The organism is Hymenobacter radiodurans (genome assembly GCF_004355185.1).
GTDB classification, from domain to species: domain Bacteria; phylum Bacteroidota; class Bacteroidia; order Cytophagales; family Hymenobacteraceae; genus Hymenobacter; species Hymenobacter radiodurans.
Genome location: NZ_CP037922.1, coordinates 435,023 through 457,315, shown reverse-complemented (window position 1 = coordinate 457,315; position 22,293 = coordinate 435,023). Strand labels below are relative to the sequence as shown.

The 22,293-nt window shown below is 55.3% G+C and carries 16 protein-coding genes and 1 tRNA gene; 11 read left to right on the top strand and 6 right to left on the bottom strand.

Annotation, left to right across the window (positions count from 1 at the left end; genetic code table 11):
* Nucleotides 1–20 precede the first annotated feature (20 nt).
* Nucleotides 21–1,319 (top strand): UDP-N-acetylmuramoyl-tripeptide--D-alanyl-D-alanine ligase, encoded by a 1,299-nt coding sequence (locus EPD59_RS03045; protein WP_133271503.1) that lies wholly within the window; start codon nt 21–23, stop codon nt 1,317–1,319.
* An 80-nt stretch (nt 1,320–1,399) separates the two neighbouring features.
* Here EPD59_RS03045 and rfbC read toward each other — a convergent pair whose 3' ends face one another.
* Nucleotides 1,400–1,942: a dTDP-4-dehydrorhamnose 3,5-epimerase gene (rfbC, locus tag EPD59_RS03040; protein ID WP_133271502.1), complete on the bottom strand. Its 543-nt coding sequence runs from the start codon at nt 1,940–1,942 to the stop codon at nt 1,400–1,402.
* A 66-nt stretch (nt 1,943–2,008) separates the two neighbouring features.
* Complete coding sequence (locus EPD59_RS03035) at nt 2,009–3,130, bottom strand: glycosyltransferase family 4 protein (RefSeq protein WP_133271501.1); 1,122 nt, start codon at nt 3,128–3,130, stop codon at nt 2,009–2,011.
* 109 nt (nt 3,131–3,239) lie between these two features.
* Here EPD59_RS03035 and EPD59_RS03030 point away from each other — a divergent pair, with 109 nt between their 5' ends.
* The 4 genes from EPD59_RS03030 to ppk1 all read left to right on the top strand — a co-directional run bounded on the left by EPD59_RS03030 (nt 3,240) and on the right by ppk1 (nt 8,031).
* A complete protein-coding gene (locus EPD59_RS03030; RefSeq protein ID WP_133271500.1) occupies nt 3,240–3,632 on the top strand; it encodes a c-type cytochrome in 393 nt (130 codons plus the stop codon).
* 65 nt (nt 3,633–3,697) lie between these two features.
* Nucleotides 3,698–5,020, top strand: coding sequence for a GTPase HflX (hflX, locus tag EPD59_RS03025; protein WP_133271499.1), 1,323 nt, complete (start codon nt 3,698–3,700; stop codon nt 5,018–5,020).
* A gap of 254 nt (nt 5,021–5,274) precedes the next feature.
* Nucleotides 5,275–5,769 (top strand): SixA phosphatase family protein, encoded by a 495-nt coding sequence (locus EPD59_RS03020; protein WP_133271498.1) that lies wholly within the window; start codon nt 5,275–5,277, stop codon nt 5,767–5,769.
* Nucleotides 5,770–5,886: 117 nt separating this feature from the next.
* Nucleotides 5,887–8,031: a polyphosphate kinase 1 gene (ppk1, locus tag EPD59_RS03015; protein WP_240731594.1), complete on the top strand. Its 2,145-nt coding sequence runs from the start codon at nt 5,887–5,889 to the stop codon at nt 8,029–8,031.
* 89 nt (nt 8,032–8,120) lie between these two features.
* On the opposite strand, the gene EPD59_RS03010 is transcribed toward ppk1, so the two are convergent.
* Nucleotides 8,121–9,227 carry a DUF6268 family outer membrane beta-barrel protein gene (locus EPD59_RS03010; protein WP_133271497.1) on the bottom strand — a complete coding sequence of 369 codons (1,107 nt, stop codon included), beginning with the start codon at nt 9,225–9,227 and terminating at the stop codon, nt 8,121–8,123.
* 171 nt (nt 9,228–9,398) lie between these two features.
* On the bottom strand, nt 9,399–13,247 hold the full coding sequence (locus EPD59_RS03005) for a hypothetical protein (protein ID WP_240731593.1): 3,849 nt from the start codon (nt 13,245–13,247) through the stop codon (nt 9,399–9,401).
* A gap of 353 nt (nt 13,248–13,600) precedes the next feature.
* Between EPD59_RS03005 and EPD59_RS03000 the strand changes: the two genes are divergently transcribed.
* Nucleotides 13,601–14,827, top strand: a complete 1,227-nt coding sequence (locus EPD59_RS03000; RefSeq protein ID WP_133271495.1) for a Pycsar system effector family protein — start codon at nt 13,601–13,603, stop codon at nt 14,825–14,827.
* An 80-nt stretch (nt 14,828–14,907) separates the two neighbouring features.
* Here EPD59_RS03000 and EPD59_RS02995 read toward each other — a convergent pair whose 3' ends face one another.
* The gene (locus tag EPD59_RS02995; RefSeq protein ID WP_165963457.1) at nt 14,908–16,089 is read right to left on the bottom strand and encodes a DUF2652 domain-containing protein; all 1,182 of its coding nucleotides are present in this window, start codon (nt 16,087–16,089) and stop codon (nt 14,908–14,910) included.
* A 128-nt stretch (nt 16,090–16,217) separates the two neighbouring features.
* Between EPD59_RS02995 and EPD59_RS02990 the strand changes: the two genes are divergently transcribed.
* Together EPD59_RS02990 and EPD59_RS02985 are read left to right on the top strand one after the other, a co-directional pair.
* A tRNA-Arg gene (locus EPD59_RS02990) sits at nt 16,218–16,292 on the top strand.
* Nucleotides 16,293–16,412: 120 nt separating this feature from the next.
* Nucleotides 16,413–17,141 carry a TIGR04283 family arsenosugar biosynthesis glycosyltransferase gene (locus EPD59_RS02985; protein WP_133271493.1) on the top strand — a complete coding sequence of 243 codons (729 nt, stop codon included), beginning with the start codon at nt 16,413–16,415 and terminating at the stop codon, nt 17,139–17,141.
* A gap of 115 nt (nt 17,142–17,256) precedes the next feature.
* On the opposite strand, the gene EPD59_RS02980 is transcribed toward EPD59_RS02985, so the two are convergent.
* Entirely contained in the window at nt 17,257–17,907 is a 651-nt protein-coding gene (locus tag EPD59_RS02980; protein WP_133271492.1) for a response regulator, read from the bottom strand.
* Between the two features lie 613 nt (nt 17,908–18,520).
* Between EPD59_RS02980 and EPD59_RS02975 the strand changes: the two genes are divergently transcribed.
* The 3 genes from EPD59_RS02975 (at nt 18,521) to EPD59_RS02965 (ending at nt 22,233) form a co-directional block, all read left to right on the top strand.
* Nucleotides 18,521–19,168 carry a response regulator transcription factor gene (locus EPD59_RS02975; RefSeq protein ID WP_133271491.1) on the top strand — a complete coding sequence of 216 codons (648 nt, stop codon included), beginning with the start codon at nt 18,521–18,523 and terminating at the stop codon, nt 19,166–19,168.
* A 645-nt stretch (nt 19,169–19,813) separates the two neighbouring features.
* A complete protein-coding gene (locus EPD59_RS02970) occupies nt 19,814–20,575 on the top strand; it encodes a cyanophycinase (RefSeq protein ID WP_240731592.1) in 762 nt (253 codons plus the stop codon).
* Between the two features lie 101 nt (nt 20,576–20,676).
* Nucleotides 20,677–22,233, top strand: coding sequence for an FAD-dependent oxidoreductase (locus EPD59_RS02965; RefSeq protein ID WP_133271489.1), 1,557 nt, complete (start codon nt 20,677–20,679; stop codon nt 22,231–22,233).
* Nucleotides 22,234–22,293: the final 60 nt, after the last annotated feature.

The window sequence follows — 22,293 nt, the reverse complement described above, 5'->3', positions numbered from 1 at the left end:
CTAAGTTTCGACCAACATTCATGAAAAATATAGCGGCCCTTTACACCCGGTTTCAGCAGTGCGCGGCCGTCAGCACCGACTCGCGGCAGGCTCAGGAGGGCACCCTGTTTTTTGCCTTGAATGGCCCCACCTTCCGAGGCCGCGATTTTGCCCCCCAGGCCTTGGCCAAAGGCGCCCGCTATGCCGTCGTGGATGATGCCGATTTGGTCGCTACCGACCCTGACCGCTACACCTACGCCGCCGACCCGCTGGAGGCGCTTCAGCAACTGGCCCAGCACCACCGGCGGCAGCTTCGCCTTCCGGTGCTTGCTATCACGGGCTCCAATGGCAAGACTACGACCAAAGAACTCATTAACAGCGTATTGAGCAAGCGTTATCGGGTACAATACACCCGAGGCAACCTCAACAATCACATTGGGGTGCCGCTTACGCTACTCAGCATTCGGCCCGATGAGCATGAGTTGGCCATCGTGGAAATGGGAGCCAATCACCAAGGCGAAATTGCAATGTTGAGCGAGCTAGCCGAGCCAAGCCACGGCCTGATTACCAACATTGGTAAAGCGCATCTGGAGGGGTTCGGGGGCGAGGAAGGCGTAGCCAAAGGCAAAGGCGAGCTGTTTGGGTTTCTGGCCGCTACCGGCGGTACAGCCTTTCTAAACACCGCCGACCCTAAGCTGCCAGCGTTGGCGGCCAACATCAGCCACATAGTCACCTACCCTGGCCCCACCGACACGTATCCGGCCGAGCTGCTAAGCACCGATCCGCAATTAGTTATTCGGCTGTTTGATGGCACTACGGTACGAGCGCAAATCACGGGCGGCTATAACTTTCCCAATTTGGCCGCCGCCGCCGCAGTGGGGGGCTTTTTTGGCGTATCCGCCGCCGACATAGCCGAGGCGCTGGCTAGCTACGCGCCCACCAACAACCGCTCGCAGTTGGTGCGCACCACCCGCAACGAGATTATCCTGGACGCCTACAACGCCAACCCCTCGTCGATGGCGGCGGCGCTAGGTAGCTTCGCGGCCCGGCCCGGCGGGGGGCAAAAAATGGTGATTCTGGGTGATATGTTCGAACTGGGCGACGAGAGCCAACGCGAACATGCAGCGCTAGGCCATTTGCTAGCCGATTTACCATTCGATACAGTAGTGCTCTGCGGCGCGGATATGAGCGTCGCTGCCGCAACATATGGCGCAGCGCATTACTTCCCCACCAAAGCTGAAGCCGCCGCCTGGCTGCAAAAAAGCCCCCCGGCTGGTCAGCAGATCTTAGTGAAAGGCTCCCGCGGCATGGGGCTGGAAACGCTGGTGGAGCTGCTGTAGCGCTTTCCCCGGAAACCCGAAAAGCCGCTCACGCCAGAACTATCGGCGTGAGCGGCTTTTATTCTGTGTAGTGATGCTTCCTAAAAAGGACTCGCGAAATCCTTGAAAAACGGCAGTATCAGATCTTTATCCGATACATTAGGGTTGGTTACCTGCCAGTCGATGTTAAGCGTGGGGTCGTTCCAATGCAGGCCGCCCTCGGAGCCGGGGTGGTAGTAGTTAGAGCACTTATACAGAAACAGCGTGTCGTCTTCGAGCGCCACAAAGCCGTGGGCAAAGCCGATGGGCACGTACAGCACATTGCAGCGCTGTGCATCTAGCTCCACGCTAAGGTGCTGGCCGTAAGTAGCCGAACCAGGTCGGATATCCACGATGATATCAAGCGCGCGACCGGCAGCTACGCGCACTAGCTTGGCTTGGGCGTAAGGTGGTTTCTGAAAATGCAGGCCCCGTAACACCCCGCGCGCCGAGGACGACTGATTATCCTGCACCCACTCATCTGTGATGCCAACCGTAGCCAACTGCCGAGCGCTGAATGACTCAAAAAAAGCCCCCCGGGCATCGGTAAATACGCGCGGCGTAAATTCAAAAACTCCGCTGATTGCGTGCTCCTTAATTTCCATTTGTTCTAGTAAAAACAATTCTAAGTCTAAAGTATACGGGGCAGCAAGGTGGCCGCACGGTACAGCTTACGTACGCTTTTTGTCTAGTTCGTTCACTACGCCCAGATACTTATTCAACACCAGCTGTTCATCAAACTTCTGCTCAGCGAGCTGGCGGCTGGCGCGACCCATAGTGGCTAATTCACTGTCGCTGAGGCGTAGAATCTGAAGCATTTTGGCGGCCAAGTCTGCGGCGTCGCGCACTTGGCAGAGCAGGCCATTCACGCCATTTTCTACGGTTTCACGGCAGCCCGGCACGTCGGTCGTGACGATGGGCTTCGCCATGGCCGCAGCTTCCAACAAAGTTTTGGGGGTGCCTTCGCGGTATGAGGGCAGCACTACTGCATCGGCCTGCGCCAAGTGTTCGGCCACATTATCGGAAGTGCCCAGATACTCAATGTGGCCAGCGCGGAGCCATTCATCCAGTACCGTGCGCTTCACTCCAATATTTCCCGACTCATCCACGCCGCCCAGCAGCTGTACGCGGGTGCCGGGCACTGCGGCGCGCACCAAACGGGCAGCCTCAAAATACTCTTCCACACCTTTCTCGTACAGCACTCGGGCTACCATCAGAAACGTAAAGGGCTGCTGTCGAACGAATTCTGCAGCAGGTTGAAAGCGCTTGGTATCTACGCCGGAGCCAGGCAGCAGATCCGTTATATGAGACTGTACAAGGCCGTGCTGCAGAAAAAGCTGGCGGTCATCGTTGTTCTGGAAAAATACCCGCTGCGGAAACCGAAACGCAAACCGATACAGGCCCAGCGCCACTCGGCTCACCATGTTACGGATAATGAACACCGTACCCAGACCCGACACATTATTCACGCTCGGAATACCGGCCATTTTGGCGGCCAAGGTGCCGTAGATATTGGGCTTGATGGTGTAGTGCAGCACTACATCGGGCCGTTCGCGGCGGTAGAGCTTATAGAAGCGCCGCGTCAGCTGGGCATCTTTCACCGGATTAGTGCCTTTGTTTTCCATGCGGATGGGCACGAAGCGGCAGCCTAATTCGGTTTCGAGGCGGGCGGAGTATTCATCGGGGGGCGCCACGGCCAGCACTTCGTGGCCGGCCGCCTGTAGGGCTTTCACCAGGCTGCGGCGAAAATTCCAGATATTCCAGGAGGTATTAATAACAATAGCAACGCGCATCAGGCAGGCAAAATTTGGCGCAAAGGTAGAAGGCCTTACGCGAAAAGATTGCAACCAAGCACATTACCGATGGTACTTTGCGCGACGTTTGTGTGTTATAGGTCCAGAAATGAAAGTATCAACTGCTTATGTAATGCGCCAGTGGGTGCTGGGGGGCTTTTTAGTGAGTGTAGCGGCCTGCCAATCAGCCGATCCGGTGCAGTCGGCGCCCACACCGCTGCCCGCGCCTGATCCGGCCGCGCCGGCCGCAATTTTGGGCGCTTTAGAAACGGATGCCTTGGCCGCAGGTCAGGCGATTTTTGCGGAGCGCTGCGTGGTGTGCCACGGCCCCGATGGAAAGCTGGGAAATAATGGCGCCCGCGACCTGACCAAAAGCAACCTAAATAGCAATGGGCGCGTGTACATCGTTACCAAGGGCATGGGCAAAATGCCGGCGTTCAAAGACCAACTCACCGAACAGGAAATTGAGCAGGTAGCCGCGTATTCCCTCACTTTGCACTAGCTGCTACCCACTCAACGACGCCTCGTAGCGGCCGTTGTAGCGGCTAAAAACTTACTCTTACTGATATGGCAAAAAAGACAAACTCACATAGCTGGAACCCGACCACCAGCAACCGGCACAATACCACCGATAGCGCCGACAGCAGCCAGCCCACTCGCGACCCCGTAACGGGCACTTATAATACAGCTGTAGTGGCCGAAACAGCCGTTTTGGTAGCTGTGCCCGACAAACGCCAGCCCGACACGACCACGCAGGAGTACCTTGATGAACTCGCTTTTCTGGCCGAAACGGCTGGGGCACAGGTTACCAAGCGCTTTGTGCAGCGTCTCGAAAAGCCCGACACCCGCACGTTTGTGGGCGAGGGCAAGCTAGCCGAAATCAAGGCCTACGTGAATCATACGAAGGCAAGCATGGTCATCTTCGATGATGAGTTGTCGCCGTCGCAGCTGCGCAACTTGGAGGCAGAACTGAAGGTAAAAATCGTGGACCGCTCCCTGCTGATCATCGACATTTTTGCCCGGCGGGCGAAGTCGGCCACGGCGCGCACGCAGGTTGAACTAGCTCAGTACCAATACTTACTACCACGTCTGACGGGTCTTTGGACTCACTTGGACAAGCAACGGGGCGGTGGCGTGTCGCAGCGTGGACCGGGTGAGACCGAGATTGAAACCGACCGTCGCGTGGTGCGCGACCGGATCGACTTTCTGAAGGAAAAGCTGGAGACCTTCGACAAGCAAAGCAATACCCAGCGCAAGTCGCGGACGGGTGTAGTGCGCGTGGCGCTAGTGGGCTATACCAACGTGGGCAAAAGCACCATTATGAATATGCTCTCGCGCTCCGATGTGTTTGCCGAAAACAAGCTGTTCGCTACCGTCGACTCAACGGTGCGGAAGGTGGTGCTGGAAAACATGCCGTTTCTGCTTTCCGACACGGTAGGATTTATCCGCAAGCTGCCCACGCGCTTGATTGAAAGCTTTAAATCGACGCTGGATGAGATTCGCGAGGCCGACTTGCTGGTGCATGTAGTCGATATTTCGCATCCGTCATTTGAGGAGCAGATTGCGGTGGTGAACGATACGCTCAAGGACATCAACGCCGCCGACAAGCCGATGCTGCTGGTCTTCAACAAGATTGATCAGTACAGCACTGACACGGCCAACACTTCGGAGCAGCAGTTTGAAGGGATGAATGCCGACGAAGATGCTCCCGAGCGACCTTCGTTGGAGCAGTTGAAGGCCACCTACATGGCCAAAATGCACGACCCAGTTATCTTCATTTCGGCGCAGGAGCGCACCAATATTGATGAGCTGCGGAGCCTGCTGGCTCGGCATGTGGCTAAGCTGCACTACCAGCGCTACCCCAATCAGCAACCTGTGCCGGAAGAATAAATCATTAAGCAAGTACTTAAAAAGCCCCCAGAATGAATCTGGGGGGCTTTTTTGCTCCCAAAAATCACGGCTTGTCATTTGCAGCATCCTAGACCCGACCAGCCGTATTTTGACTTGTTGTTTGGGACTTTTCACCTCTATGCTCGTCTATTTTCCCGCTGTCCGAATCGTTTAACTTCGTGGGCATAGGTTGGCATTTAGCTAAAACTCCCGTAACGTTTGTAGTATCGAATCCTCATTCCACCCTCTTATTTATGAAAACCTTATATCTGATGCGCCATGCAAAGTCCAGTTGGAGCTTTGACGACCTGAGCGACCGGGAGCGGCCCCTGAATGGTCGGGGGCGTACAGATGCGCCAGCGATGGGCGAGGCGTTGGAGAAGCGCAATGTGCAGCTCGACCTGCTGGTTAGCTCTCCGGCGGTGCGCGCCCTGAGCACGGCAGCGCTGGTGGCCAGCGTATTGAAGTATCCGCACGACCAAATTCAAGTAGTGGAGAAAATATACCAGGCTGACGTGAACGACCTGATGCGGGTGGTGCATGAACTGCCCAATGAAGCCAACTCTGTGTTGCTGGTGGGCCACAACAACACCATCACCGACTTCGCCAACTTGCTCTCTCCCAGCCAAATACCGGAGATGACTACGGCCGCTATCCTGTGTTTGCGCTTCGATACCAACCATTGGGCCCACGTTGACCGCACCAATGCCGAGTACTACTTCTACGATCATCCGCGGCACAAGGAATAGCCTTACCTCGTCAGGAAATACCACCCGAGAACCTCATATTCAGGCTGCTGGCCGTATAAGGCAGTTGGCCGATGTATTATTTGGCTGGAATCATCATCTAACTACCTTTTAAAACACATGGAAATGCCCCCCAAGACCCACCCCACTTTGCTGAACCGGGAGTTGAGCTGGCTGGCATTCAATGCCCGTGTGCTGCAGGAGGCACAGAGTCCGGATGTACCGTTGCTGGAGCGGCTGAAGTTTATGGCCATCTTTTCGTCGAACCTCGACGAATATTTCAAAGTGCGAGTGGCCACGCTGCGCCGCCTGGTAAAGCTCAAGAAAAAAACCCGCGCCAAGCTAGGCGAAGACCCCGCGGAACAGCTCAAAAATCTGCTGGCCGAGGTAAATAAGCAGCAGGAAGCCTTTGGCGACACATTTCGGGGCAGCATCCTGCCGGAGTTGCATCGCCAGCATATTCATCTGCTCTCCGACCACGATCTGAGCGAGACGCAGCTGGAGTGGGTCTGCGATTATTTCCGCGACAACGTGCGCGACCTGCTCTCCCCCGTCAGCCTCGATGATAATCTGCACCACCTATTTCTTAAGGACCAAAGCGTGTACCTCACCTTCCTGCTGACTGAGCCAGTGAAGGAGAAAAAGCATCAGCCCGACGAGCGAATCCTGGTGATGGAACTCCCCACCAAGCGGCATGGGGGGCGTTTTGTGCAGCTACCAGCGGAGGGCGACGAGCGCTACGTGCTGTTTCTGGACGACGTGATTCGGTGCTGTGCCACCGAGCTGTTTCCGCAGTACAAGCGAGTACAGGTGCATGCCATCAAGATTTCGCGCGATGCGGAACTGGATATTCAGGAAGAAGTATCCGGCAACCTGATGGCCAAGATTAAGAGCAGTCTGCAAAAGCGCGAAACGGGCTATCCGGCGCGCCTACTCTACGACCCGGCCATGCCCCAGGAAGTGTTGCGGGCCGTAATGCAGAAAACTGGTATTGGCAAAGGTGAGTTGGTGGCAGGAAGCCGCTACCACAACTTCCGCGACTTTTTTGGCTTCCCCGACGTTGGCCGCCCCGATCTTACATATCCGCCCCAACCGCCGCTGCCTCATCCGACGTTGCCGCGCGGCACAGGCAGCATGCTGGCCGCCATTGCCGAGCGCGACCACCTGCTTCACCTCCCCTACCAGTCCTTCGATTACGTTACCCGCTTCCTCACAGAAGCTGCCCTCGATCCGGATGTTACCAGTATTGGCGTGACTCTGTATCGAGTATCGGCCAAAAGTGAGGTGGCCAAAGCCTTGGTGAAGGCCGCCAAGCAGGGCAAGCAGGTGACTGTAGTAGTAGAATTGAAGGCCCGCTTCGACGAAGAATCGAATATGTATTGGGCCGAGAAGCTGCAAAAGGCCGGCGCCAACGTCATTTTCGGTATTCCTGACCTCAAAGTTCACAGTAAGCTGGCTTTGGTGACGCGCACCGAGGACGGCAAACCCAAACGCTACGCCTACCTAAGCACGGGCAACTTCAACGAAGTAACCAGCCAGATTTACGCCGACCACGGCCTGTTCACGGCCGATGAGCGCCTGACCAAGGAAGTAAGCCGCGTGTTCGACTACTTCCTCGACCGGCAGGCCAAAGACGGATTTGAGTATCTGCTAGTGGCGCCCTTCGAGCTGCGCGACCGCCTCAACGAGCTGGTAGACCAGGAGATAGAGCTGGCCAAAGCGGGCAAGGATGCTTATATCATTCTGAAGGTAAACGCTTTGCAGGATGAGCGCATGATTCATAAGCTCTACGAGGCCAGCGCGGCCGGCGTACGCGTGGAGCTGTTGGTGCGGGGCATTTCGTGCCTTATTCCGCAGGTGCCCGGCCAAAGCGAAAACATCGAGCAGCGCGGCCTCGTGGACCGCTACTTGGAGCACGCCCGCGTGTATGTGTTCGGGAATAATGGCGACGAGAAAGTATTTGTAGCGTCGTCTGACTGGATGGCTCGCAACCTAGACCGACGGGTAGAGGTCGGCTTTCCAATTCTTGATCCTAAGATTCGCGCCGAGGTGCGCCACCTACTCGACCTTCAGCGCCAAGACAACGTAAAGTCCCGGGATTTTCATAACAATTTCATCGGGCAGGACGATAAAAAAGCCCCCCAAGTGCGCGCTCAGCTAGCCACCTACGAATACCTGAAAAAGCTCAGCAAAGCCCGGCCCGCCGAGAAAGCTCCGGCTAAACCGGCAGGCAAAAAAGCCCCCCGCAAGAAGCCAGCAGCTTAGCTGTGGCTGTGGCCAACACTATTCATTGTTCTATAAAAAAAAGCCCCCCAGAGTAAGTCTGGGGGCTTTTTTGTTGTCCTCGTTAATGCTTATTTCTTCAGAAAGCGACGGGGCGGCACAATGAATAGTTCCAAGCTGAAATAAGGAGTGCCGGCCAGCTTGTTGTCGATAACCTTGGTGCGGCCGTTGCGGCGGTCGAATACGTCGAAGGAATTGTTGTAGCGGTAGCCGCCTTCGGCCCCAAACCACAGGAAATCATAAATTTCGCGCTCCCAGCGCCCCCGCATTTTCACTTCTGTCTCCCGCAGCTCCACGGTAGTGAGGGTCGGGTCGATGGGCAGGGTTTCTCGAAACTTGAGAATGTAGCTCAGGCCGTTTACCTCGTAGCCGGCGAAGAGCAGCGACTTAGCCGAAGCGTTGTGCCGCACCAGCACGCGCGCCGGGAACAAGGCCTCTACGCCCCAATGGTCGCTCCAGGTGCGATTATACAGGATGGCTGGGTAGATGCTGCGCCGACCAAAGGTGTAGCCCAGCTGCGCGCCAATGCCCCACGAAAACGTGGGCGACTTCTTCCAGCCGTACACCAGCTCGTACGACATGCGCAGGTAATCCTTGAGCTGGAGCGCCGAGGAAGTATAATCGCCGTTTAGCTCGCCTTTCACCCGGCCCAGCACGAAGTTATCCTCATTAAGGGGCCGCAGCACCACCAGCTGGGTGCCCAGCGTTTTAAGTCCTTTCTCCTCCAGCTCGTCGTAGAGCGTGTAGCCGGTGGGGCGGTCTTTGAACTCAAACTCTTCCCGCTCATAGTTTACGCCCACCACCATTTTGAGGTGCGGCCGATTCCAGACTGGAATGTAGCCTTTCACGATAAAGCGGTCGTTATTGCTCACCGTACCCTTCCGGTCCTCAAAATCTTCACTCCTCGACTTGGAGGTGATATCAAAAGCGGCAGTGCGCTCATAGTGAAAGATAAGGCCCTTGCTGGGACCCTGCCCCAGCACGGAGGGATTAGCGAATTCCTTGTCTTCACCCACCTGATCCTGCGCAAGCGAATCGGTGGCGGGCGGCGCGGGGCGCGGGTATACAGGCGTACGGGGAGGCTTCACCTGCGCCTCCGCGCAAATACCAGGTAAGAGGAAAGCTGTTAGCCCTAAAATTTGCCCCCCACGGCGCAAAAAGGCAGAAATAGATGTCATATTAAAACGAGAAAATCTTCCGCCAAAACCTACCAGTGCTCAGTTTTGGGCTTAACGTCTTTTTACAAAAAATGGCCGACCCAGTAGGCCATTAAGCCCAAAAAAAATGGTCAAGTGGCGGGCTATTATCAACCACTGCCACCTGACCATTTTTTGCGAGTAAAACTCCTTTTAAAACAGGAAGTCGAAGCCCACAAAAACCAGGTTCTCCTCGCCCACCGAGTAGGTAGCATTAACGACAAACTGCTTCAGAATATCGGCCCATACGCCGCCACCTACGCCGGAATGGAAAGCGCCCAAGCCAGTTCGCTCGTCGTATTGGCTATACACCCGCGCAGCATCGGCGAGCCCCATCACCCCAATCTTGGCGGGGAAAAGATAAGCGTTGAACGTGAAGAGCTGAAGGCGCACTTCGGCGTTGGCATACACAGTGCTGCGGCCCGCAAAACGCGTGCGGCGGTAGCCGCGCAGGTTGGTAGTGCCGCCCAGTGTATTGGCCTGATAAAAGCGGTAGTCGCCGAGGTTGCGGGCGCCCCCGATGCGGCCGGCCCAGGTAACTTGGAAAGGAAAGTTGGGAGTGAGATAAAACCGGAACTCCGAAGCCAAACGCCCAAAGTTGAGCTTCTCCCCGTTCATCTGGAAATTATACTCCGCCGAGTTGTACCAACGCAGACCAATGCGCGGATTTTTGGGCGAGCTCGCGGCATCAATATTCAAGTAAAAACGCCCCCCAGCGTAGCGGTTCACGCCAAAGTCGGAAGAACGGATGCCCACGGCCGCGCCGCTTACACCGTTGTTATCTTCGTCGAGGCCCGCGGCAATCTGGCTGCCAATGGGGTCGCGCTCTACGTGGAACTGATCATACTGGGGGCCAAATCCGATTTTGAGGAAGCTAAACACATCCTTTTCCAGCACCGGCGAGAAGTAAAAGCGCGAGAAACGGATGCGGTAGGTTTCATTAATGTCGCGGTTTCGGACGCGGCCACCCTCACCGGGAGCTTCGTTTTTGGTATCGTTGCCTAGGCCGAAGTAGTTGTACAGCAACTGCGGACCGTAAAGCTGGCCGGTTACGTTCAAGTCGTACTTGCCAAACATATCCGTAAACTGGCCCCGGTAGCGCACATTGTAGGCTTTCTGCGAAGGCGAATAGTTGGCTACCAACGATTGATCCGAAGCGAAAGGCTCTTTGCGGAAAGCATAGTTGCGGTAGGTAATACCGCCGCCGAAAAACAGCCGGTCGTCTACGTTGTAACCGAAGTACAGCGCGGGCCCCAGGTAATCGAGGCGGTAGTCTTTACGGTCGGCGCGGTTCGGGTTATCGTAGCGGCTTACATCAATACCGGGCTCCAAGCGCAGGCGCGTGTCGCGGCCCGTAATGATGACGTTGCCCGTATCGGCGTCGTAGATGTGCGTTTGGTGCTCGATGCCGCGCACGTTCGATTTATCTACAATCGAGTCGCGGTCGGTGCCGGCAATAATGCGCAGCTTCAATCCATCCCGCACATCGCCGTTGATCTGGTAGATGTCGTTGCCGGCAAAGCCGTACAGGCGCACTTCCTGCGTGACTTTGTTATCGAAAGTACGGTCGTAAAGGATTTTAGTAAACTCGCCGTCCTTATTGATTTTCTGTACCGTCACGCGGGTTTTGTCGTCGGGCAAGCGGTCCACCACAAACTTCTCGTTCTTGCTGCTGCCCTTCACCTCCGTGATCTTGGAAACTACCTCGTAGTAATTGGCGGCAAGTTCAGGCAGTAGCTCCCGGCGGCTTTTCAGCTTGGCAATGATTTCGGGGCCGTGCAGCTTATAGATTTGTTCTGGCCACCGCTCTCGGAATGCTTTTTCAATCACCTCATCGGTAAGAGAAGCTTTCAGTTCCTCTGCGTGCTTCACCCAATCTTCTCTCGTTACTGAGGCCAGAAACACCCGGTCATTTGCCAAAGCAGTCAGGTTAAGGCCCTTATAGTCAGCGTAGTCGTAGCCAAAGTTCTGGAAGTTGCGAATGCCCCAGCCCCGACTGATCAGGTAAGGCAAGATGCCGTCACCTTTAAAGAAAGCTACGTCGCGGTCCTCGGGTACGGCAGTAAAGGTTCGGTCGCCTTCTTCATCCTTCTTTTCGGCCCAGCGCCATTGGTCTTCGTGGCGGTCCCAGTCACCGATCCACATATCGAAGAGGCGGGAGCGGGCGAAGGCTTTCTCTTTTACCTTGTTGTCGTTGTCCTCAATCAGGCGCTCCAGCACCCGGTCGCTGCCCACTAGGTTAGTCGCATTCCCCAATGAAGCCACGTTGCTTTGGTCGTCCTTAGGGTCTTCCTCCAAGGCTGCTGGCGTGTTCGAAAACCGCTCGTAGTACTGACCAAGCAGCGGATCTTGCGGAATATAGCGCAACTCCGGGTTGGTGTGCAGAATACCCGCCGCCGAGGCCAGCGGCGGCAGTACAAAAGAGGCGTAAGGATGCTGGGCCGAAATCTGGTCCTGCAAAATATCCTTCGCAGCGCCATCACGCAACGACTCTGGCAATACCGCCGACGGATCTTTGTTGATGCCCCGCAGCGTGTAGTTTCGGCCTTCCTCGTTGCGCACTTTCAGCGAAGCTGTTTGCTTACCACCCCCAATCTGATAAGGCGTCAGACCGCCTTTTTCGGTGGCCAGGTCAAGCACGGGGAAGCGAACAGGCGTGGCCCACTCAGCGCGGTAATGGTCGCCGAAAAAGGTGCGGAAAAACCGGCTACGTTTGGCGTAACGCGGATTGACAGCCATCGTTACGGTGCTGTCGCGGAAGTCGCGGCGCGGGCCGAGTGCATTGGAGGCGTTAGTAGAATCAGTTTGGGCCTGCGCCAGCGCCTGCGCTGACTGCTTGGCGTACATGGGGTTACGAAACACCAACCGGCCAGTTTCGCCATTGCCATTGGGCACCCAAAACTCCGTCCAGACCTCGCCGTTGGCGTAGTAATTAACCCGGGAAAAGCCTTTCTCTTTATCGGAGAACATGGCGCCGGCATCGCGGCCCGTGCGTACGTGCTGGGTTTTGCAGCCCGAGCCACTCGTGATAAAGTGCGTGGCGTCTACCTTAAAGTATTGCAGGTTGTGCTCGTGCCCATTGGCGTACACCACGTTCGGATACTTTTGAAAGATATCCATCAGCCCCTTTTTGTAGGCCTGATATAAAGGGTGCGGAATATCCTGGCTTATGCCGCCATACTTGCGGGCAAAGGGATAAACGGAGCCAATAATGGGAAACGGTACAAACGCGTATTTGTAGACGATAGACAGCGGGAAAATATGGTCGGCGAGGGTGAAAAAGCCCCCGTGGATGCCATCCGAAAACAGCGGATGGTGGGCAATCACCATCACGTTCTTGTCTTTGTGGCGCTGGATTATGTCTTCGAGCTGCGTATAAAAGTCTGTTTCGTTGGCCACACCGCAGCCGCTATTGGAGCCGTATGGGCGCTCGGCAGTCTGCAAAAACCACTGCGAGTTAATGGCAACCATTACAAGATCATCCTGGAGGCGCACCTCAAATGGACCAGGGCAGCCATCGCGCGGAATAAAAAAGTCGCCGGTGTAGGAAAAGGCCGTTGAGTCGCGCATCATGTATTCTTCCACGAAGCGCTGCTGCCGGTTTACTTGCTCCAAGCTACCCTTGTTTCCCTGTTTCCAGTCATGATTGCCCGGAACCATATATTTTTCGCCCTCGTAATCGCGCAAAATATCGAGTTGAGCGGTGATGCGCTGCTCCGAAACTTTGCGGTCGTAGGCGCCTTCTTCGGGCAGGCCGTACTCATAAATGTTGTCGCCGAGGAAAATGGCCGTGCTTTTCGAGCCAGTAGCCAGCATCTGACGGCGCATAAAGTTGAGCGAGGGCTCACCGGGCGCTTTTAGCTCGGGAGCACCAACGTCGCCGATCAAAAACACAGAGTAGCGCAGCGTGCTGCTGTCGGGGGGCGTTCTTGTTTTCCAGTTCTCCCCTCCATGGTTGTAGTTGGGACGTTCGGGATGGGGAGCTTGGGTTGTCTGTGCCATGGCCATGGGTAAGCTAAAAGAGCTCATGAGCAGCAGATAACAAGACAGAGTAAACCTTCTCATAAGGAAGTATAAACAGCTATTGTAAAGATTTTAAAAACAAAAGCAGCCTGTATCTGGAGGTGTACCGAAGTTAAAAAAACCTACTAAAAGTTTAATTAAAAATTGGTAAACTTAAAATTCAAGCCACTGACTACCAAATTGGCTCATCAACAAGCATTGCAATGGCCTGCCCTACGCAGGCAGACGCCGTGCGGTTGAGCTATTGCAAAAAACCTCAGGAACCAATTCGCGTTTTAAGCCAATTAGGAGCTTTGGGTACTTCCCGTCAGCCCGGCATCTCAATTTCCCTCATGGAGACAACCCCTGTTATTAAAAAGGCTAAAGCCGAAATTCTGCGGCAGGCTAAGGCTTATATCACGACACTTTTCGAGGAAAAGTTGCCTAAGCAGCTCGTTTATCATTCCTTCAAACATACCGCCCTCACGGTGAAGGAGGTCCGGGCGTTGGGAGAGGCCTCCGGGTTGGAGCCCCACGACCAGGAAGCACTTGAGTTGGCCGCTTGGTTTCACGATACGGGCTACCTGGATACGTACGACGGCCACGAGTACCGCAGCATGGAGCGGGCCGGACAATGGCTGCAGGCGAAGGGCTACCCCGCCGATCGGATTGCGGTCGTGCAGGACTTAATCAGAGCCACCCACCGCGACGAGCCCCGCGAAACGGAGATGCAGCAAATTTTGGTAGACGCGGATTTGTGCAGCATGGGCCGGGAAGATTTTTGCGCTTCCGGCGAGCTCATGCGCGCTGAGTGGGAAACCATGTTGGGTCGCAGCTATTCGAACACCGAATGGGCCGAAATTCAGCTTGACTTCCTGGTGGCGTCCAAGTTTCGGTCGCCAGCGGCCAAAGAGCGCTACGGCGAGCAGTACAAGCAGAATATTAAGGAGCAGAAGGAACGACTGAAGAAGGCGGAGAAAAAGGAAAAAAAGAAGAAAGAGGAAGTTCAGGGCAACTTTGCGGAGGGCAAGCGCGGCGTAGAAACCATGTTTCGGACAACGTATGACAACCACGTTTCGCTGTCACAGATGGCTGATAACAAGGCCAATATGATGATTAGTCTGAACGCGGTTATCCTGTCTATCCTGATTACCTATCTGGGAGCCAAAACCTCCTCTATCGGGCCGGCATTCACTCGCAATCCTATCCTGACGGTGCCCATGGGCCTTCTGGTAGCCACGGCGCTGGGTTCGGTGGTGTCGGCTATTCTCTCGGCCCAACCCGATGTAACGACCTTTAAATGGCTCAAGAAAAGTCCGGCCATTGCTACTAATCGCCGCATCAACATCCTGTTCTTCGGCAACTTCACTAAGCTCAGTCTCGATGCGTTTCAGGGCGGCATGAACGAGCTGATGCGCGATAAAGACCTGATGTACACCAACATGATCACCGATATCTACTATCTGGGTGAGGTGCTGAGTCGGAAGTATCGGCTGCTGCGCATCAGCTACACCATCTTTATGGTGGGCCTGATTCTGACGGCGTTGTCGTTCGGTATTGTGCTCTTATATAAAGCCTAGACCCGACGCGTTATCCATCAATAAAAAAGCCCCCAGACGCAATCTGGGGGCTTTTTTATTAATAAATGAGATGCTGCACGTCATTTCGACACCTTGTTGGCCATGCGCTCTCCTAAAGCAACCAGATTGCGAAGCGAGCGGGCCCAGAAGCGGTGTACGCGCTGCCGCTGTCCATAGCGAATAAGAGAGCTGGGGCTGGCCACGTAGCCATAGCGAAAATCGAGGGTAATGAGGCAGGAACGCTCGTCGACGGCTTCGATAAAGAAGAATAGCAGGGAATTGGGGAAAAGTCGGAAGTGCGAAATCTTCTCCACGTACTCAATACGCTCCTCGCCCTGAAAGCTTTGCACCGTTTGGAAATCAATCTGCCCTTTGTTGACATCTACTTTGTAGCTCACGCCCAAGCGGTCGGCTTTGCTGAGGTCGTAATGCACGGCGGTGGCGCCTTCCAGCCACTTGTAGCGTAAGCGCAGGTTGCGCACCAATCGGAACGCGTACGCTGCGGGCACCCGCACCGTGTGGCGCACTTTCAGCGAGTTGCCCCGGCCGCTCGGCGCCCCGTCGGGCGTGTGGTGCCCATTGAGCAACAGGCGCAGGGGCGTGAGGTGGGCGTAGCGGTAATTGATGTCGCCGAGGTACTCATACGTGGTTTTGCCCCCCAGCAGGCGCGTCCAGGAAAAGCTGCGCGTCAGGTCGGTGAGGCTCTGCGTTTTCAGGTAGCCCTCCGACAGCAGCAAGTACTCGCCACCCATGATGTTATTTTTGAGCAGGCGATGCACCACAATCACGTCGCGACCCATCAGCTTGGTAAACTCCCGAATGTGCGCCACGTTCACCCGGCCGTAGTGCACGACTATTTTCAGGGTCAGATCGTGGGTCCGCAGCGCCGCGCCCAGTGCCGAGGAGTTGTCGCGCTCCACTAGGCGGAGGTAGTTCTGAAAATCGAGGAAGATGCGGCGGCATTGCGCTACCAGCTCCTGCACCGGCGGCGGCGGCCCCAGCCGATAAAACAGAATAGCATCGCCCTGAATCTCCGACACCTCCATATCCAGTGTATTCGCCTCGATAAGGATTTCAAGCAGGTCGGCAATCAGAAAGGGGGCCTGAGGATTATCTGAGGCTTCAATAAAGCGCGTAAAGCCGCTGATATCCGGAATAAACAGCAGGGCCGGCTGCATCCCATCACTATCGGCACCGGGGGGCAATTTTCGCCCGCTACCTGCTGCCCGTCGCGACGCGTGCAAATCCTCCAGTAAGCCCATACAACAACCAAAAACCTTAAAACGAACGAGGCAACGCTCGTCGCCCCTGCCGCCTATACGCAGGCACCCCAGCACCGGGTTTGGCCGAGCCACTGGTTTGGGGCTACCTTTGCCCCACACGCGCATCTGGCCCCGTAGTTCAACGGATAGAATAAGGGTTTCCTAAACTTTAGATGTGAGTTCGATTCTCGCCGGGGCCACCAAAAACCCACTTTCTGCCTTGGAAAGTGGGTTTTTTCTTTAATGCAATAATGCAGGGATAAATTTCAACGCTACCGTTCTTCCAGCGTACGCTACTCTATATAACCTGCGTATAGTTCGCCATGATTCACGGTTCAGCTGCTCCCGATACCGTCAGCGTCATTATCCCCACTTTCAACGAAGCGGACGGTATTGGGGAGCTGCTTAGCTATCTGGGCGAGGTGTGCAGGCAGGATTTGGGCGTAGAAATTATCGTGGCGGATGGGCACAGCACCGATGATACGGCTGCGCTGGCGCGGAAAGCGGGGGCGCGCGTGGTGCTTTGTCCGCAGAAAGGGCGCGCCGCCCAGCTCAACTTTGGGGCGGGCGCGGCTGGGGGGCAAATCCTTTATTTCCTGCACGCCGACACCTACCCGCCACCTACCTTCCTATCCGATATTCGGCATGCACTGGGGCCGGCCAGCTACCGTAGCGGCTGCTACCGATTGGCCTTCGACCATTCGCACTGGTTTTTGCGGCTAAGCGGCTGGTTTACGCGCTTTGATATCGACGCGGTGCGCTTCGGCGACCAGAGCTTGTTTGTGCGGCGCGCTGTATTTGAGCAGGCTGGAGGCTACCGTGCCGACATGATTATGCTGGAAGATCAGGAAATCGTGCGGCGGCTACGGCGGTATGGCTCGTTTCGGGTGTTGTCCGGCACGGTTACCACTTCCGCCCGCAAATATTTGCACAACGGTGTTTTTCGGCTACAGGCTGTGTTTTCGCTCATAACGCTGCTTTACTGGCTGGGCCTACCGCAACAGCGCCTGCTGCACTTGTATCGGCGCCTGATTCGGCAGGATAAGCTTTAAGCAGATTACTAATTACACTGCCATAATCTTTCAGAATAGCATCAACGAAAAAAGACCTTTCGAGCGGAAAGGTCTTTTTTCGTTTTATGTGAATCCCGACGGTTGGGGGGCTTTTTTAATCGGCTAGCATGCCCTGGCTCACGGCGAACTTGATGAGGGCGGCCGTGTTTTTGGCCTGGGTTTTCTCGATGATGTTCTGGCGGTGGGTCTCGATCGTGCGCTTGCTGGTGAAGAGCTTGTCGGCAATCTCGGCGTTGGTCAGGCCCTCGGCAATGAGGGTGAGCACCTCCAACTCCCGCTTCGATAAGCCACTGGCTGCACGGGCGCTCGCGCCCCCCGCCGACTCCAGGGAGTGCATCTTACGCAGCAGGGCCAGCCCAATAACGCTGCACAAGTACTGCCGCCCAGACGCGACCGTCTTGATAGCATACACCAGCTCAGCGCGGCCGCTGCTTTTGAGGGCATAGCCCGAAGCTCCCAGTTCGATGGCCTGAGCAACGTAGCGCTCATTATCCAGCATCGACAGCACCAGAATATGCACCGCTGGGTAGTGCTCACGGAGCAGCGGAATTGTAGCAAAGCCATCGGTGCCGGGCATGTTCAGGTCAAGCACCACTACGTCGCAGGAGGTTGTAGCCAGAGTATTTAGCAGTTCTTGGCCGCTACAAGCCTCCCCTACTACCTCTAAGTCAGGTTCTTCGCGGAGTAGTGAGCGGATGCCGTCGCGGATAATAGCGTGATCATCTATTAAAATGATGCGGATCATGAAAAGGAAATAGGATAATGGGAATGCAGATGGTAACCGAAATAGGTCGCAGTTGTTTTGGCTTGACCCCTGGTTTTTTGCCACGAATTTTCACAAGATAAAGGCACCGGTTTGCGCAGTCAACTTCAGTGGCTAAAACCTGTATTTACTGCGGGCGAAACAGTTAAGCGCAGCTTCTGGCTTGTAATGAACCCGTAGTAGTTGTCAGGTCTTTCTCTTTTCTACTCGCTTGGTATCCGCACCGGGCGCGGCCGACTGAAGCTTGCTCGCAGATGGGGGGCTTTTTTAGGACTTATAAGCCAGCAATTCAGCAGCATGCGCAAACATTTAAGAAGCCAATGCGCTTTTACACGGCTAAAAACCCATTGGCCGAGACAACGCTGAAACCGAATAGGGAGTAAGCTAGTACCTGAGGTAAGAAAAGCTCCAAACCCCATTTCCGTAGCGCTTCACGCCCGCCGAGCTATTTGCATTTGCCGCTGTTGTAAAACGGAAAATATGCATATAACTCGTTGCTCATCAAGCCCATTCCTTTTTCAAAGAACCGATTTAACTGTAGTTGGCGTTGTCCTTAAAAGCTAGTGAAGCTTGCTTGCCAACTAATCCCTGTATTATGATTCGATTAATTCTGGCCGACGACCACGCTATCATTCGTGATGGTATTCGTGCGCTGCTTACCGAGGATGCTGGGTTGGAAATTACGGCAGAGGCCGGCAATGGCCAGGAACTGCTGGATAAGTTGGCCACGACTCCCTGCGACGTGGTGCTTATGGATGTAAATATGCCCGTGATGGATGGGTTTGAGGCCATGCCGCACCTGCGCCGCGATTTCCCGGACGTGAAGGTGCTCGTTCTCTCTATGCTCGACCACCCCAACTACGTAGTACGGATGCTGAATGCAGGCGCTTCGGGGTATGTGCTCAAAAATGCCGACGTAGCCGAAATCATTCATGCTATTCGCACGGTTGCGTCAGGCCGACAGTACTTGTGCACCGAAATAGGTCTGAACTTACTTCAGCAGGTAAGCGTGAACGGTCCGCTGCCAGAGGCCACAACCCGCAAAGCCAACGACCTATCGAAGCGGGAGTTGGAGGTGCTCACCCTCATTGCCGAAGGGCTGACTAACGCCGAGATTGCCGACAAGCTCTTCACCAGCAAGCGCACGATCGAGACCCACCGCCAGAACATCATCGAGAAAACCCAGGCCAAAAACACGGCCGCCCTCATCAAGTTCGCCGTGAGTGAAGGCCTGATTGAATAACCCACTACGAGCACTTTAAAACAGGAACGGCCGCCCCATTTGGGGCGGCCGTTCCTGTTTTAAAGGTAGTTTTGGTTGTTTCATAGCGCAGAAAGGCCTCTAGATAAGTAGAGTCTGCGAGAGCGAGAGTGGATACTACACCCGCCGCGCACGTTGGCATGCGTTGGGGGGCTTTTTTAGTAGTAGTCAATAAACGGGAATATGCTTGGTAGGGCTACCGAATACATACCTATTTTAGGTGGGAGTAGTACGTATTTTTCAATCGGCAAACACTAACCACAGTTCAGCTACCTTTTCGGGCGGCGAACACTAGTTACTTCTATAACTAATTGAATAGCAGATAGTAACCAGATAATCAGCGAAAAAAGCCCCCCAATCACGTTTGTATGGGACCTCGGGCAAGGTCGGGAAGGCGCGCAACTCAAAGAGCTGGATTTACGCATGCAGGATGCGCTCTATCGGCACAAAGAATTTCCCACAATCCCACCTGTGATGCCTACTAAAAAGAAAGCCCTTCCGTCCCAACGAGATCATCTAAATTCCCATAGGCACACTTGCCCTACACCAAAGGGTAAGTTGCTTGTCGTCGGCGGACACGAAAACAAGGGGAAAGGGCCCGAAAGAGGGTCTAATCAGGACGAAAACTTGAACTTTGCCCCTGAATCCATCCTCCGACGCTTCTGTGACGAGCTAAAAGGCAATGATCCGCTGGTGCTTGTGTTACCCATTGCCTCTTCCGAACCCAAGGAAGCTGCCGAAGACTATCTGAGAATATTTACCGATTTAGGTATTACTCGGGTTCAAATGCTGGATATACGGGAGCGGGAAGAGGCCAACAGCGAAGCCACGCTCAAGTTGATAGATGAAGCTGCCGGCTTCTACTTTACGGGCGGCGACCAGCTGCGCCTGACGGCCCTGCTGGGAGGCACCAAAATGCTACTGCGGCTAAAAGAACGCTATACCTACGAGGAGATTCTCATCGGGGGCACCAGTGCCGGCGCGTCGGCTCTTTCCACCCCCATGATTTATCAGGGCCTCAACGATGCGGGTTTTCGCAAAGGCGAAATATCCATTACTACCGGGCTACAGTTTATGCACGATGTAGCTATCGATACGCACTTCATTGCGCGGGGCCGCATCGTGCGTATGGCGCAGATAATTGCTACCAACCCTACCTGTATGGGGCTGGGGCTTGAAGAAGACACTGCCGTATTAGTGCGCGATGGCTACCAGTTGGAAGTAATTGGCAGCGGCTTGGTTACCATTCTGGATGGGGTTGAGTGTACGGGCAACAACATTCACGAAATTCAGCCCGAGACGCCTTTTACCATCCGCGACTTGCGGCTGCACTTTCTGGGGGAAGGGGAAACATATCAGATGCCGATTCCACCGGAGCTGCATTTATAACCGCCCCTGCATGGCTTCTTGCGCTGCAGGAAGTGATAATTAAACTTGGCCTATCGGCCTGGCGTAAAACCTGAACCCGAACTCTACCCCTACTATCTGCTATGAAACAAACTTCCGCTGCTACCCAATCTTCGTGGTTTGGCATCCTTGGCCCTGCCCCCGATTTCCCTTCTCTCACCCAGGATATGACTGCCGATGTTGTGGTAGTCGGTGCGGGCATTGCGGGCCTTACGACGGCGTATTTGTTGCTGCGTGAAGGCAAAAAAGTAATCGTGCTGGAAAGCGGAAAGCTGGCCAGCGGCGAATCGGGCCGCACCACGGCCCACCTTTCCAACGCGCTCGACGACCGCTACACGCGGTTGGAGCATTTGTTTGGGGAGAAAGGTGCCCAGCTGGCCGCCGAAAGCCACAGCGCTGCCATCGACCGAATCGAGCAGATTATACAGGAGGAGAAGATTGACTGCGACTTCAGCCGCCTCAACGGCTACCTGTTTCTGCCCGAAGATGGCAACCCCAAGGAGTTGGACAAAGAGCTGAAAGCCGCTCACCGCGCAGGTCTCACCGGCGTCGAGCGCCTTTCTGACTCTCCTACTCAGGGCTTCCGCACCGGCGAGTGCCTCCTATTTCCGAACCAGGGCCAGTTTCATATTCTGAAATACTTGTATGGCCTAGCCGAAGCAATTGGCCGGTTTAAAGGCGGCAGGGGGCAAATTTTTACCAACACCCACGTGGCAGAGGTGCAGGGCGGATCGGAGGCTAGCGTGACCACTGCCAACGGCCATACAGTGCGCGCCAAAGCCGTCGTGATGGCTACCAATACGCCCGTCAACGACCGCGTAGTGATACATACTAAGCAGTCGTCGTACCGCACCTACACTATTGCAGCCCGCATTCCGAAAGGCTCTGTAACGAAGGCGCTGTACTGGGATACGCCCGACCCATACCACTACATTCGCTTGCAGGAAATAGCTGAAGGTCCACGCGGCGGCACGCCCCGCTACGACCTGCTCATTGTGGGCGGCGAAGACCATAAAGTAGGCCAGGGCGACCCTGAGTTAAGCTTGCAGCGCCTCGAAGACTGGACGCGCGAGCGGTTTCCGATGATACAGCAAATCGACTACGCTTGGTCGGGACAGGTGCAGGAACCCAGCGACAGCCTGGGCTACGCCGGCCGCAATCCACTGGACCAAGATAACGTGTACATCATCACCGGCGACTCGGGCCACGGCATGACTCACAGCACGCTGGGGGGCATTATTATTACCGATCTTATTCAGGGCCGCGCCAATCCGTGGGCCGACCTCTACGACCCCGGCCGCGTGACCCTGCGCCCGGCCTCAGCGTATGAGTTTGTAAAGGAAAACCTGAATGTGGCCACCGAGTACACCGAGCTACTCACCGGGGGCGACGTATCGAGCATCGACGAAATTGAGCCCGGCTCCGGGGCTGTAATGCGGCGCGGCCTCACGAAACTAGCCGTGTACCGCGACCCTAAAGGCCAGACCCACGAGTGTTCGGCCATCTGCCCGCATCTGGGTTGCGTAGTGCACTGGAACGGCCTGGAAAGCAGTTGGGACTGCCCCTGCCATGGCTCCCGGTTCGATGCGCTGGGCAAACTCCTCATTGGCCCAGCGAATCAGGATCTGACCTCGGCATAACAGGAAAGACCATAAAAAAAGGAGAAGCGCCGCCATGTCGCTTCTCCTTTTTTTATGGAC

Coding starts and splice junctions, on each gene's coding strand:
- EPD59_RS03010 (WP_133271497.1), bottom strand. CDS start 9,227: ATGACATCTATTTCTGCCTTTTTGCGCCGTGGGGGGCAAATTTTAGGG.
- EPD59_RS03000 (WP_133271495.1), top strand. CDS start 13,601: ATGGAGACAACCCCTGTTATTAAAAAGGCTAAAGCCGAAATTCTGCGG.
- EPD59_RS03020 (WP_133271498.1), top strand. CDS start 5,275: ATGAAAACCTTATATCTGATGCGCCATGCAAAGTCCAGTTGGAGCTTT.
- EPD59_RS03035 (WP_133271501.1), bottom strand. CDS start 3,130: ATGCGCGTTGCTATTGTTATTAATACCTCCTGGAATATCTGGAATTTT.
- rfbC (WP_133271502.1), bottom strand. CDS start 1,942: ATGGAAATTAAGGAGCACGCAATCAGCGGAGTTTTTGAATTTACGCCG.
- ppk1 (WP_240731594.1), top strand. CDS start 5,887: ATGGAAATGCCCCCCAAGACCCACCCCACTTTGCTGAACCGGGAGTTG.
- hflX (WP_133271499.1), top strand. CDS start 3,698: ATGGCAAAAAAGACAAACTCACATAGCTGGAACCCGACCACCAGCAAC.
- EPD59_RS02995 (WP_165963457.1), bottom strand. CDS start 16,089: ATGGGCTTACTGGAGGATTTGCACGCGTCGCGACGGGCAGCAGGTAGC.
- EPD59_RS02965 (WP_133271489.1), top strand. CDS start 20,677: ATGAAACAAACTTCCGCTGCTACCCAATCTTCGTGGTTTGGCATCCTT.
- EPD59_RS03045 (WP_133271503.1), top strand. CDS start 21: ATGAAAAATATAGCGGCCCTTTACACCCGGTTTCAGCAGTGCGCGGCC.
- EPD59_RS03005 (WP_240731593.1), bottom strand. CDS start 13,247: ATGGCACAGACAACCCAAGCTCCCCATCCCGAACGTCCCAACTACAAC.
- EPD59_RS03030 (WP_133271500.1), top strand. CDS start 3,240: ATGAAAGTATCAACTGCTTATGTAATGCGCCAGTGGGTGCTGGGGGGC.
- EPD59_RS02980 (WP_133271492.1), bottom strand. CDS start 17,907: ATGATCCGCATCATTTTAATAGATGATCACGCTATTATCCGCGACGGC.
- EPD59_RS02985 (WP_133271493.1), top strand. CDS start 16,413: ATGATTCACGGTTCAGCTGCTCCCGATACCGTCAGCGTCATTATCCCC.
- EPD59_RS02975 (WP_133271491.1), top strand. CDS start 18,521: ATGATTCGATTAATTCTGGCCGACGACCACGCTATCATTCGTGATGGT.